A 13,148-nucleotide genomic window follows, 5' to 3' on the forward strand; every position below is an offset into this window, starting at 1 on the left:
CGCAGCTTAGCGTTACAGTACCAGCGCCGCAATTGACGCAGACAGCACGCTCACCAGCGTAGAACCGTAAACCAGTTTCAGACCGAAGCGAGAAACCACGTTACCTTGCTCTTCGTTCAGGCCTTTAATCGCCCCGGCGATAATACCGATAGAAGAGAAGTTCGCGAAGGAAACCAGGAACACAGAGATGATACCCACCGCGCGTGGAGAGAGCGTGGATGCGACTTTCTGCAGGTCCATCATCGCGACGAATTCGTTAGAGACCAGTTTGGTCGCCATGATACTACCCACCTGCAGCGCTTCGCTGGCCGGTACACCCATCACCCAGGCAACCGGATAGAAGATGTAGCCCAGGATGCCCTGGAAGGAGATACCCAGAACGGCAGCAAACAGGGCGTTCAGACCTGCAATCAGCGCGATAAAGCCAATCAGCATCGCCGCAACGATAATCGCTACTTTGAAACCTGCCAGAATGTATTCACCCAGCATTTCGAAGAAGCTTTGACCTTCGTGCAGGTTGGACATCTGAATGTTTTCTTCGCTGGCATCAACGCGGTATGGGTTGATGATAGAGAGGACAATAAAGGTGCTGAACATGTTCAGAACCAGCGCCGCCACCACGTATTTCGGGTCCAGCATGGTCATGTAAGCCCCGACGATAGACATCGACACGGTAGACATTGCCGTTGCCGCCATGGTGTACATGCGGTTGCGGGACATTTTGCCGAGAATATCTTTATAGGCGATAAAGTTCTCAGACTGGCCCAGAATCAGTGAGCTCACGGCGTTGAACGATTCCAGCTTGCCCATGCCGTTGACTTTGGAGAGCACGAAACCAATCGCCCGGATAACAATCGGCAGCACGCGAATGTGTTGCAGAATACCGATCAGCGCAGAGATGAAGACGATAGGGCACAGAACTTTCAGGAAGAAGAATGCCAGGCCTTGATCGTTCATACTACCGAAGACGAAGTTAGTACCTTCGTTGGCGAAACCGAGCAGTTTTTCGAACATTTCGGAAAAGCCTTTCACGAAGCCCAGACCGACGTTGGAGTTCAGGAAGAACCATGCCAGTAAAACTTCAATGACAAGTAACTGAATTACATAACGAATTCGAATTTTTTTGCGGTCATGGCTGACCAGCAACGCTAAAATCGCCACAACGCCAAGCGCCAGGACGAAATGAAGAACGCGGTCCATATTTGCTCCAAATATGAGGCAGGTTTAATTTTCTTGCACATTCTATGTAACGTAACTAAATAAAACGAGATCAAAGTCTCACTATATTCATAACCTGTGAGCAATCTCAAAAAGAGTGATCGAACATACATTTTTATTATGTTACGTAAATGTGTTTAAAGATTGTATAATGTACTAACCTCACAATAAGCGTATACCAAACCTTCCCAACCTCCAGCCCGACTATCGGTTTCGGCTATCAGAGCAATCATTATCACCTTTTTAAATGAACTTGATAATCATTCTCATTTTTATAGCATGAAACATAGCAAAGGCTATGTTTTTGAGGCAGAGAATGACAGACAGTCGCGTGGCAAGTAACAACAGCAGTCGTACAGCGCGCCGGATGAGGCTTGCGCTGATGGGGCCCGCATTCATTGCCGCCATCGGTTATATCGATCCGGGTAACTTTGCGACCAATATTCAGGCCGGGGCCAGCTTCGGCTATCAGCTTTTGTGGGTGGTGGTATGGGCCAACCTGATGGCGATGCTGATTCAGGTGCTTTCTGCCAAGCTCGGTATCGCCACGGGTAAAAACCTGGCGGAACAGATTCGCGACCATTACCCGAGACCGGTCGTGTGGTTTTATTGGGTGCAGGCGGAGATCATCGCGATGGCGACCGATCTCGCGGAATTTATCGGCGCGGCCATCGGCTTCAAGCTGATCCTGGGGATCTCGCTGCTTCAGGGCGCGGTATTAACCGGGATTGCGACCTTCCTGATTCTGATGCTGCAACGGCGTGGGCAAAAACCGCTGGAGAGAGTGATCGGCGGGCTGCTGCTGTTTGTCGCCGCAGCCTACATCGTCGAACTGATCTTCTCGCAACCCGCGCTGGCGCCGCTGGCAAAAGGGATGATTATCCCTTCTCTGCCCTCCTCGGAAGCCGTATTCCTCGCGGCAGGCGTGCTGGGTGCGACCATCATGCCGCACGTGATTTACCTGCACTCGTCGCTGACCCAGAATCTGCACGGCGGTAGCGCGCGTGAACGCTATAACGCGACGCGCTGGGATGTGGCGATAGCCATGACCATTGCCGGATTCGTTAACCTCGCGATGATGGCCACCGCTGCCGCCGCGTTTCACTTCCACGGGCATACCGGAATTGCGGATCTCGACCAGGCGTATCTGACGCTCGAGCCGTTGCTCAGTCATGCTGCGGCCACTATCTTTGGCCTGAGCCTGATTGCCGCCGGGCTCTCTTCTACCGTGGTGGGTACCCTGGCAGGGCAGGTGGTGATGCAGGGCTTCATCCGCTTCCACATTCCGCTGTGGGTGCGCCGCTCCGTCACCATGCTGCCGTCGTTCATCGTGATCCTGATGGGGATGGATCCGACCCGGATTCTGGTGATGAGCCAGGTGTTGCTGAGCTTCGGGATTGCGCTGGCACTGGTGCCGCTGCTGGTCTTTACCAGTAATCAAAAACTGATGGGCGAGTTGGTAAACTCCGCACGGGTAAGACGCACCGGTTGGCTGATTGTGGGCCTGGTGGTGGCGTTAAACGGCTGGCTGTTGGTGGGAACGCTGTTGGGGTTATAAAAAAACAGCCTTCCGGCTGCTTCAAATTGCTGACAAAGTGCGTTTTGTTCTTGCCGGATGCGGCGTAAGCGCCTTATCCGGCCTACAAAACATTCCAAATTCAATAGATTGCAGAAGCCTTGTAGGCCTGATAAGCGTAGCGCATCAGGCAATGTTGCGTTTGTCATCAGTCTCAAGCAGCCTTCCGGCTGCTTTCTGAAAAAAGATTAATGATGCTTCCCGTGCCCATGTTCATGACCACGACCCGGGCCACGCCCGCGCCCGTCATGGCGGCCATCGTGATAACCGCGCTCGTAAGCTCTGCGATTATCCCAGCCGCGATGCCAGCCATTGTCATGGCGGTGCCAACCGCGGTCGCGCCATTGATAGTGACGATGCCAGTAGTCCCGGTCGCGCCAGCGGCCGCCGTCCCAGTAGTTACCGTAATTGTCACGATCGCCAATTTGTAATTTTATCGATGGCAACAGGGTGATTTCGCCAGCATTAGCAACCATTGGTGCTGCTGAGGCCATCAATACTGCAGCCAGAATCAGTGACCTGAACATACTTTATCTCCTTCACGATCGGGGCCTTGTCCGGCCTGTTAACCCTATATTACGAACAAGTAAATATCCGTATCATCGGGGTAACTCTTAAATCGAAAGGAGCAGCACTTTTTGCTAAAAGTGCTGCTAATTTGCACTATTGTAAAATCGCGTCTATGTCAGCCCGTTCTTGCGCGCTAAAGTGCCTGTTATTCAACATGCCGACAGCGTCATCCAGTTGCGCGGTTTTACTGGCGCCAATCAGAACTGATGTCACTTTTTCGTCACGTAGTATCCAGGCCAGCGCCATTTGCGACAATTTCTGTCCACGCTGCGCGGCAATCTTATTGAGCTGACGAACTTTAGCGAGTTTCTCTTCCGTCAGTTGTTCCGGATTAAGAAAACGGCTGCCACTGGCGGCACGGGAATCTGTCGGAATACCATTGAGATAGCGATCCGTAAGCTGCCCGCCCGCTAACGGTGAAAAGGCGATGCTGCCAACGCCTTCCTGCTTCAGCAGATCGAGCAGCCCATCCTCAACCCAGCGTTCAAACATGGAATACTTTGGCTGGTGGATCAGGCAGGGCGTGCCCAGATCGTTAAGAATCGCAAGGGCCTCTTTCGCACGGTCAGCCGGGTAATTGGAAAGCCCGATGTACAGTGCTTTGCCCTGACGTACAATGTGATCCAGTGCACGCATGGTTTCCGCCAGCGGCGTATCCGGATCTGGACGATGATGATAAAAGATATCCACATACTCCAGCCCCATGCGTTTCAGGCTTTGATCGAGGCTGGCGACCAGATATTTACGCGATCCCCAGTCGCCGTACGGCCCGTCCCACATGGTGTAGCCCGCTTTGCTGGAGATAATCAGCTCGTCGCGCCAGGGCAAAAAATCTTCCCGCAGAATGCGGCCAAAATTACTCTCCGCTGAACCCGGTGGTGGCCCATAGTTGTTGGCTAAATCAAAATGGGTAATGCCGAGGTCAAAGGCATGGCGCAGCAGCTGCCTGCTGGTTTCGATTAACGTGGCGTCGCCAAAGTTATGCCATAAGCCCAGCGAAATGGCGGGAAGTTTCAGCCCGCTTACGCCACAGCGACGATATTCCATCGTGTTGTAGCGTGACGGATCTGCCTGATAAACCATAAGTTCCTCCGCAAAGCATCAGTAGTGTATGCGTTTACACTACGCATTGTTGCCCCCTCCGTATACTCTCTTCTGCTGTAAATTTTACTTTCCAATAGCATTTTCGTATCTGTCTGGACAGGTGAACCGCTTCTTCAATACTCAGAGATGAGCAAGTGGCTAAAGGGTACTTATCATGCAAACGTCTTACACTATTGCGGATTATCTACTGGATCGCCTCGCGGACTGCGGCGTGGACCATCTGTTTGGCGTGCCGGGAGACTACAACCTGCAATTCCTCGACCATGTGATTGCGCATCCTGCGCTGCGCTGGGTCGGCTGCGCCAATGAACTCAATGCCGCTTATGCCGCCGATGGCTATGCACGCGTTCAGGGATGCGGCGCGTTGTTGACGACTTATGGCGTGGGGGAGTTGAGTGCGTTAAACGGCGTGGCGGGAAGCTTCGCAGAATATGTGCCGGTGCTGCACATTGTGGGTGCCCCCTGTACCGGGTCGCAGCAGCGTCAGGAGCTTCTGCACCATACGCTGGGCGACGGAAAATTCGACCATTTTCGTCAGATGAGCGCCCCAATTTCCGTGGCGCAGGGCGTGTTAACAGTCCGCAATGCGACGGATGAAATCGACCGCGTACTGACTGAAATGATCAAACATCGCCGTCCGGGCTATCTCTCGCTGCCCGCCGACGTGGCCAAAGCGCCGACCAGCCGTCCGGTAAACGCACTTACGCTAACCGATACGGCTATCAACGACGGTCAGATTGAACGTTTTACGCAAGCCGTGCGCGACATGCTGCAACCCTGTCGTCGGGTCTCTCTGCTGGCTGACTTCCTCGCGCTGCGCTTTGGCCTGCAAGAAACGCTGCGTGACTGGATGGCGCAGACACCAATTCCTCACGCCTCGTTGTTAATGGGCAAAGGTCTGTTTGATGAGCAGCAACCGGGCTTCGTGGGGATTTACAGCGGTGTAGCGAGTTTGCCGCAAACACGCGAATCAATAGAGGATGCGGAGGCGATTCTGTGTATCGGTACCCGCTTTACGGATACCACCACCGCCGGCTTTACTCACAAAATTCCGGACAAAAAATCGATTTCCATTCAACCGTTTGCCGCGCGCGTCGGCGATCGCTGGTTCAGCGGTATTCCGATGGCGCAGGCGACGCAGGCGTTGATTGCCGTGAGCCATGAGCTATCGGCGAAATGGCGCACGGAAACACGCAGCATTGCGCCGTTTTTCTCTGGAAAAGAGGGCGAGTTAACACAGGCGCGCTTCTGGCAAACGCTGCAGAAACACCTCCAGCCTGGCGACATTATTCTGGGCGATCAGGGAACAGCGGCGTTTGGCGTAGCGGCCCTCAAACTACCCAGTGATGCTTCACTGATTGTACAACCGCTGTGGGGCTCAATCGGTTTCACGCTACCCGCGGCATTTGGCGCACAAACCGCTCGCCCGGAAAGACGCGTAGTACTGATCGTCGGCGATGGCGCGGCGCAACTGACGATTCAGGAACTGGGTTCAATGCTGCGCGATGGCCTGCGACCGCTCATTCTGTTGCTCAACAATGATGGCTACACGGTGGAGAGGGCGATCCATGGCCCCGAGGCGCGCTATAACGACATCAGTTTGTGGAACTGGACGCAACTGCCGCAGGCGCTGAATCTCGACAGCCAGGCACAGTGCTGGCGTGTAACGGAAAGCGTTCAACTGGACGAGGTACTGGCGAAAACCGCGCAAATTGAACGCTTAACGCTGGTGGAAGTGGTGCTGCCGAAGCAGGACATTCCTGACCTGCTTCGTGCTGTCACTCAGGCGCTCGAGACGCGCAACAGTAAAGGCTAGGGCTTCTCTTTACGCGGAACCATCATCATCGGCTTGCCCGCCAGCAGGAGCCAGGCGGGCAGCATCACAATACACAATAGCGGTAAAAGCGTGGTATCCGGCACGACCACGGCGGCCATAAACAGGCTCAGCCAGCCATCACGGGTGACGACCAGCACCAGCCCCAGAATCGCACAGGAGACGGTAATTGCCGCTGGAACGGCATCGACGTGAGCGTGCAACATCAGACCGAGCGCCACGGCGACAAATACGGCCGGGAAGATACGACCACCGCGGAAACCGCTGGCCGAAGCAATCACCAGCGCCGCCAGCTTCACGGCGGCAATCAGCATAAAATCACTGCTGGTCAGCGTCTGGCTAAAGGCGAGCTGCTGCATTTCATCGAGCCCTTTAAACAGCGTAATGGGTCCGCCGATAATCCCCAGCAGGCCCAGCAAAAAACCACCGGCGCTGAGCACCAGAACCGGATGTTTTAAGCGATGCATCAGGGCGTGCAGACGGGGCAGACACCATACCGCCACCATGCCCACGGCAATGGCGATCGCGGCAACCACCGCGCCGCTGAAAATATCGATAATCCGCATCTGCTGGTAATGGGGAATTGGCAGCGAAAAGTGCGGCTGGAAGAAGAGGCTGGTGGTGAGCGCCCCGGCAGCCGCCGCCAGCAGCGGCGCAAACAGGCGATCCCAGAGTGGCGCATCGTTATTGCCATTCAGGGTTTGCGAGAAAATCAGTGCCGCGGCGACCGGCGTGCCAAACAGCGCGCCGATGGTACCTGCGGCGGCAAGGATGGTCCATTCAAGGGCGCTGACGCGCGGGAAAAAGCGCGCGCCCAGCACCACCGCGATCGCGATATTCACCGACATAATCGGGTGTTCCGGGCCGAGGCTAACGCCGCCCGCCAGGCCAAGTATCAATGCCAGAATCAATCCTGGTAAGCAGTAAGGCGCAACGGGCACGCCAATCAGCGGCTCGGTTGCCGGATCAGGCCCCGCGTGACCCGGGCTAAAGCGAATCACCAGCCCTACCACCAGGCCGGTTAGCGTCAGCACCAGAATTATCCACCACGGTGACTCCCACGAGACGCCGATTGCGCCGGGCAGGGTACTCCACAGCAGATGCTGTAAAACCGAGGCAATTTTCATCACCACAATTAAAATCAGGCTGGCGGCAACACCAATAACCATCGCCGGAATGGCGAGTAATAACATCGTGCGGGCTCGCGGATGGAGCATGATGATTTCCTTTTGGCTAAAAGCTGGCATCACTTTGCCGGGTTCTGTAAATGCCTTCAGCGCAATAGATGCTGAAACGATACGGCGAAACAGAGATATCCTTAAGGTTGATACATAAAATTATGTGACGTAGATCGATAATCCTGGGGCGCTGACACAATCGTCATTGTTGTTACCGCGCCTTGAATTTACTCTGTGATATACACGTCATACTTCAAGTTGCCTGTGCGTTGGCTGCACTCGCTCACCCCAGTCACGTACTCATGTACGCTCCTGGGGATTCACTCGTTTGCCGCCTTCGTGCAACTCGAATTATTTTGGGTATATAGAATTATCCTGACTTTAGCGGAGCCGTAACGGAATGACAAAGTTTGCATTAACAGGAGACGTTGGGGGCACCAACGCGCGTTTAGCGTTATGTGACCTCGCCACGGGTGAAATCTCGCAGGCGAAGACCTACTCAGGCCTGGATTACCCCAGCCTCGAAGCGGTGGTCCGCGTCTATCTCAAAGAACACAATGTGGAAGTGGAAGATGCCTGCATCGCCATTGCCTGCCCGATCACCGGTGACTGGGTCGCGATGACCAACCACACCTGGGCCTTTTCCATTGCTGAAATGAAGAAGAATCTTGGCTTCGCGCATCTGGAAATCATTAATGATTTCACCGCCGTGTCGATGGCTATCCCGATGCTGAAAAAGGAGCACCTGATTCAGTTTGGCGGCGCGGAACCCGTAGAAGGCAAACCGATTGCGGTTTATGGCGCTGGCACCGGGTTAGGCGTGGCGCATCTGGTTCACGTTGATAAGCGTTGGGTCAGCCTGCCAGGCGAGGGCGGTCACGTCGATTTCGCACCGAACAGCGAAGAAGAGGGGATTATCCTTGAAGAGCTACGGGCGGAAATCGGCCATGTCTCTGCGGAACGTGTGCTTTCCGGGCCGGGGCTGGTCAATCTGTATCGCGCGATTGTGAAATCTGACGGTCGTCTGCCGGAAAACTTACAGCCGAAAGACATTACTCAGCGTGCGCTGGAAGATACCTGCATCGACTGTCGCCGCGCGCTGTCGCTGTTCTGTGTCATCATGGGTCGCTTTGGCGGCAATCTGGCGCTGACGCTCGGCACCTTTGGCGGCGTCTATATTGCGGGTGGCATCGTGCCGCGCTTCCTCGAATTCTTTAAAGCGTCCGGCTTCCGTGGCGGTTTTGAAGATAAAGGTCGTTTCAAAGCCTACGTGCAGGATATCCCGGTCTATCTTATTGTTCACGATAACCCAGGCCTGCTGGGCTCCGGGGCGCACCTGCGCCAGACGCTGGGGCAAATTCTGTAAGTTTTCCCGCTTTATACCGGGTGGCACTCACTCACCCGGTATCCTTACAAATGCATCAACTGACGAAACTCTTTCACCTTGCTGCGGCTGACGGGCACCTGAAAATCAAGGTCGCGCAGGCGCAGGATATAGGTGTTATTAAACCACGGCTCAATCTCGCGGATCTTATCCAGATTCACACAATACGATCGATGGCAGCGGAAGAAGTGAGTGGCCGGAAGCTTGCTGCAAAACTCCGTGATGTTCATGGGCATTACGTACGACTCGCGTTTGGTGTACACGAAGGTCATTTTCTCGTGCGCTTCGGCGTAGTAAATATCGTTGATGCTGGTAACGATAATGCGCTCATCTTTAATCAGATTGATGGTGTCATTTTCGCGCGCAGCCGTTCCCGGTATCGCACTACTGCCGCCTGCTTGTTGTTGCCAGGCGCTTTCCAGCTTCTGCAACATGCTGATAATGCGTGATTCCTGATAAGGCTTAAGAATGTAATCAAACGCCTCCAGCTCGAACGCCTCTACCGCATGTTCCTTCCACGCGGTGATAAACACGATAAACGGCTTATGGGCAAACTGGCTGATGCTTTGTGCCAGCAGCACACCATCCAGCGAAGGAATATTGATATCAAGGAAGATGGCGTCCACTTTGTTGTGCTGTAAAAAACGCAGCACGTCGAGGCCGTCGTCAAACGTACCGACAATCTCCATCTGGCTGTGTTCTTTTATCAGCCAGGTCAGTTCCTGTTGCGCCAGAATCTCGTCTTCAACAATGATGACTTTCATTTTCTCTCCCTTTTACGGCAGCAGAGTGGCGGGCGCCGTCACCGGCGTGCGCGCGTTGGGAACGTAAAAGGCGATTTCGGTGCCCGGTTCCAGACGGCGGATGTGCAGCCCCTCGCCATACAACAATTTTACCCGGTGATGAACGTTCAGCAGGCCAATTTTATTGCCCGGCATTTCATTGGCTTCAACGCGGGCAATGACCTGCGGGTCAATGCCGTGCCCGGTGTCACGCACGCTGATGCGCACGCGGTTGCCGCTTTCGGTGATGCTAATGGTGACCACACCCTTGCCCTTACAGGGCTGGATGCCATGGACGATGGCATTTTCGACCAGCGGCTGTATCAGCAGGCTTGGGATCACGCAATTCACCTCATCATCGATATCGTAGATAACCGTCAGCTTGTCGCCAAACCGCGCCTGCTCAATGGCGATGTAATCTTTGATTTGATACAGCTCTTTGCGGATATCAATCTGCTCATCGTCTTTCAATTCAATGTTATAGCGCAGATAGCGGGACAGATTAAAAATCAACTGGCGCGCGGTGTCCGGATTCAGGCGAATGGAGGAGGAAATCGCGTTCAGGGCGTTAAACAGAAAATGGGGATTAATCTTGCTTTGCAGGGCGCGCAGCTCTGCCTTATTTGCCATTTCCCGGAGCTGCTCGGCGCGCGAGACCTCCAGCTGCGTGGAGATAATCTGCGACAGACCAACCGCCATCTCCTGCAAGGATGAAGTAATCTGGTGCGCGTGGCAGTAGTAGATTTTCAGCGTCCCGGTCACCACGCCTTTCTCCCACAAAGGAATCACCAGCATTGAGTGAATTTCCGGCGTGCGATAAGCCTCATCATTGTTTTTAATGATGATTTTTCCGCTGGTAATCGCCTCAAAGGTGGTTGGGCTAACAATATCGTCCTGATCGCGATAGTTATTTTCCCCAACGCCGACGTACGCCAGCACGTGGTCTGTATTCGTAATCGCTACCGCATCGGCGTGGATATCCTTGCGGATAATGTCACACACCTGGCGCAGAGATTCGCTGTTCACATGGCGGAACAGCGGCAGTGTTTTGTTGGCGATATCGAGTGCCAGCTTGGCCTGCCGCGCGGCGCTGGCCTCTTTCTCCCCCTCAACGCTCTGCACCAGCAGCACGATAAAGCCAATACAGACGCTGCCAAGAATCATTGGAATACCGATTTTAGAGACGATATCGATACCCAGGGCAGTGGTTGGTGCCCAGACAATCACCAGAATCATGGTCAGCGTTTCACACAGCATCCCGGCCAGAATACCGATGCGCCAGTGTTGCGCTTTAGGAATTTTGACGTTTATCCAGCCCGAAAGCAGCCCGGCAATAATACTGGTGATGAAACAAGGCACGGCAGTAACGCCACCAATATCAATCAGATAGCGGTGAACCCCGGCAATCAGCCCGACAATTGCCCCAACCCATGGGCCAAACAGAATACCGCCGGACATCACCGCGATAATACGCACATTCACCAGCGATCCTTCCACCGGTACGCCGGACCAGGTGCTGAACAGGGCGAAAAGCGAGAAGATCGCACTCACGGCAAGCAGCTCTTTTGGGGTGTGGGCCGTTTTGTGCAGCAGTTCGCGGAAGAGGCGGATGCGGATCAGAAAGAACAGACAGATCAGCATCAGCGCTGCGCGGTCGAACACCGCCAGCAGCATGTTGAAAATTTCGTGCATGGGAACGCCGGGTTTATCAGGAAAGTCTTATGATAAGAAACCCCGCGCCAGATGACCAGTTGTCTGGATAGGAGGATGAAAATTCATAATCCACAAAATTAAAAGGGGATTAATCGATAATTGGCTAATCAATGGGAACCAGGGGATGCTTAAGAATTTCTCATGAGAACAATAGGATAAAATTGAGTTAAATAAATGTTGTTAAAAATGCCATTATGAACACAGGGATAATTTTCGTTTTATTAAGCTTCCTCTTTTTGCACCCAGAACTATTTTTTGCCTTACCCCTCGACAGAAGCTTTTTTTTCAGGCTATTTTCTAAACACGCCACTGTCGTGGCAGCGTCGCTCGGACGGTCCGGGCGCTAACGTGAATCTGAGGAACCTATGGCTGAATTCAGTCCTGAACGTCGTTTTACGCGTATCGATCGCTTACCCCCGTATGTTTTCAACATTACCGCTGAACTGAAAATGGCTGCGCGTCGGCGCGGCGAAGACATTATCGATTTCAGCATGGGTAACCCGGACGGTGCGACCCCGCCGCATATTGTCGAAAAACTCTGTACCGTCGCCCAGCGTCCAGATACACATGGTTATTCAACCTCGCGTGGCATCCCGCGTCTGCGTCGTGCCATTTCGCGCTGGTATCAGGATCGCTACGACGTTGAAATTGACCCGGAAAGCGAAGCGATCGTAACCATTGGTTCGAAAGAGGGGCTGGCGCACCTGATGCTGGCCACGCTCGATCATGGTGATACGGTGCTGGTGCCGAATCCAAGCTATCCGATTCACATCTACGGCGCGGTCATTGCCGGCGCGCAGGTGCGCTCGGTGCCGCTGGTGGAAGGCGTCGACTTCTTTAACGAACTGGAACGTGCCATTCGTGAAAGTTATCCTAAGCCGAAAATGATGATTTTGGGCTTTCCATCGAACCCGACAGCCCAGTGTGTTGAGCTGGAATTCTTCGAAAAAGTGGTCGCGCTGGCGAAACGCTATGATGTGCTGGTGGTGCACGACCTCGCTTACGCCGATATCGTCTACGATGGCTGGAAAGCGCCGTCGATTATGCAGGTGCCGGGGGCGCGCGATGTGGCGGTTGAGTTCTTCACGCTGTCGAAAAGCTACAACATGGCGGGCTGGCGCATCGGCTTTATGGTCGGTAACAAAACGCTGGTTAATGCTTTGGCGAGGATCAAAAGCTATCACGACTACGGTACGTTTACGCCGTTGCAGGTTGCGGCTATTGCTGCGCTGGAAGGCGATCAGCAGTGCGTGCGCGATATTGCCGCGCAGTATAAGCGTCGCCGTGACGTGCTGGTGAAAGGGTTGCATGAAGCGGGCTGGATGGTCGAGTGCCCGAAAGCGTCAATGTATGTGTGGGCGAAAATCCCGGAACCGTATGCCGCGATGGGCTCGCTGGAGTTTGCCAAAAAGCTGCTTCAGGACGCGAAAGTGTGCGTGTCGCCGGGCATTGGTTTCGGTGATTACGGCGATACCCACGTGCGCTTTGCACTGATTGAAAACCGTGACCGTATTCGTCAGGCGGTGAGGGGCATTAAAGCGATGTTCCGCGCCGATGGCCTGCTGCCTTCCGGCACGAAGCACACGGCGGAAAACGCCGAGTAATAAAACGCAAACAGGAGCCAAAAGGCTCCTGTTTTTTTTACATTCTTGGTTAGATCATCAGGGCAAATGTACCGGCCCAAACGATGACCATAAACGACACACCCATAAATAAATATTTCACGACTCATCTCTCCGCGTATTTCACGTTTATACGCTCTAACGAAAACATGTCCTGTTGTGACATT

General features: G+C 53.9%; 11 protein-coding genes. 4 read left to right on the top strand and 7 right to left on the bottom strand.

Going from position 1 to position 13,148, the window contains the following annotated elements:
* Nucleotides 1-12: 12 nt before the first annotated feature.
* On the bottom strand, nt 13-1,200 hold the full coding sequence (gene nupC, locus F0Q32_RS03090) for a nucleoside permease NupC (RefSeq protein ID WP_149461924.1): 1,188 nt from the start codon (nt 1,198-1,200) through the stop codon (nt 13-15).
* 334 nt (nt 1,201-1,534) lie between these two features.
* Between nupC and F0Q32_RS03095 the strand changes: the two genes are divergently transcribed.
* Nucleotides 1,535-2,776: an Nramp family divalent metal transporter gene (locus F0Q32_RS03095; RefSeq protein WP_149461925.1), complete on the top strand. Its 1,242-nt coding sequence runs from the start codon at nt 1,535-1,537 to the stop codon at nt 2,774-2,776.
* Between the two features lie 206 nt (nt 2,777-2,982).
* Here the strand turns inward: F0Q32_RS03095 and F0Q32_RS03100 are convergent, their stop codons facing one another.
* Together F0Q32_RS03100 and mgrA are read right to left on the bottom strand one after the other, a co-directional pair.
* Nucleotides 2,983-3,321, bottom strand: a complete 339-nt coding sequence (locus F0Q32_RS03100; protein WP_149461926.1) for a DUF2502 domain-containing protein — start codon at nt 3,319-3,321, stop codon at nt 2,983-2,985.
* A gap of 136 nt (nt 3,322-3,457) precedes the next feature.
* Entirely contained in the window at nt 3,458-4,447 is a 990-nt protein-coding gene (gene mgrA / locus F0Q32_RS03105; protein WP_149461927.1) for an L-glyceraldehyde 3-phosphate reductase, read from the bottom strand.
* Between the two features lie 175 nt (nt 4,448-4,622).
* On the opposite strand from mgrA, the gene F0Q32_RS03110 reads away from it, so the two are divergent.
* The gene (locus tag F0Q32_RS03110) at nt 4,623-6,284 is read left to right on the top strand and encodes an alpha-keto acid decarboxylase family protein (protein WP_149461928.1); all 1,662 of its coding nucleotides are present in this window, start codon (nt 4,623-4,625) and stop codon (nt 6,282-6,284) included.
* On the opposite strand, the gene F0Q32_RS03115 is transcribed toward F0Q32_RS03110, so the two are convergent.
* Nucleotides 6,281-7,519 (bottom strand): ion channel protein, encoded by a 1,239-nt coding sequence (locus F0Q32_RS03115; protein ID WP_149461929.1) that lies wholly within the window; start codon nt 7,517-7,519, stop codon nt 6,281-6,283. The genes F0Q32_RS03110 and F0Q32_RS03115 overlap by 4 nt on opposite strands.
* 361 nt (nt 7,520-7,880) lie before the next feature.
* On the opposite strand from F0Q32_RS03115, the gene glk reads away from it, so the two are divergent.
* Nucleotides 7,881-8,846, top strand: coding sequence for a glucokinase (gene glk / locus F0Q32_RS03120; RefSeq protein WP_015963537.1), 966 nt, complete (start codon nt 7,881-7,883; stop codon nt 8,844-8,846).
* Between the two features lie 44 nt (nt 8,847-8,890).
* Here the strand turns inward: glk and F0Q32_RS03125 are convergent, their stop codons facing one another.
* Both F0Q32_RS03125 and F0Q32_RS03130 read right to left on the bottom strand, forming a co-directional pair.
* A complete protein-coding gene (locus tag F0Q32_RS03125) occupies nt 8,891-9,628 on the bottom strand; it encodes a LytTR family DNA-binding domain-containing protein (protein WP_149461930.1) in 738 nt (245 codons plus the stop codon).
* Between the two features lie 12 nt (nt 9,629-9,640).
* Nucleotides 9,641-11,338 (bottom strand): sensor histidine kinase, encoded by a 1,698-nt coding sequence (locus tag F0Q32_RS03130; protein WP_149461931.1) that lies wholly within the window; start codon nt 11,336-11,338, stop codon nt 9,641-9,643.
* Between the two features lie 386 nt (nt 11,339-11,724).
* Here F0Q32_RS03130 and alaC point away from each other — a divergent pair, with 386 nt between their 5' ends.
* Nucleotides 11,725-12,963 carry an alanine transaminase gene (gene alaC, locus F0Q32_RS03135; protein ID WP_149461932.1) on the top strand — a complete coding sequence of 413 codons (1,239 nt, stop codon included), beginning with the start codon at nt 11,725-11,727 and terminating at the stop codon, nt 12,961-12,963.
* Nucleotides 12,964-13,012: 49 nt separating this feature from the next.
* Here alaC and ypdK read toward each other — a convergent pair whose 3' ends face one another.
* Nucleotides 13,013-13,084, bottom strand: a complete 72-nt coding sequence (gene ypdK, locus F0Q32_RS03140) for a membrane protein YpdK (RefSeq protein ID WP_108473772.1) — start codon at nt 13,082-13,084, stop codon at nt 13,013-13,015.
* Nucleotides 13,085-13,148 lie beyond the last annotated feature (64 nt).

Origin of the sequence: Pseudocitrobacter sp. 73, from assembly GCF_008369545.1 — a bacterium.
Taxonomy (GTDB): Bacteria; Pseudomonadota; Gammaproteobacteria; order Enterobacterales; family Enterobacteriaceae; genus Pseudocitrobacter; species Pseudocitrobacter vendiensis.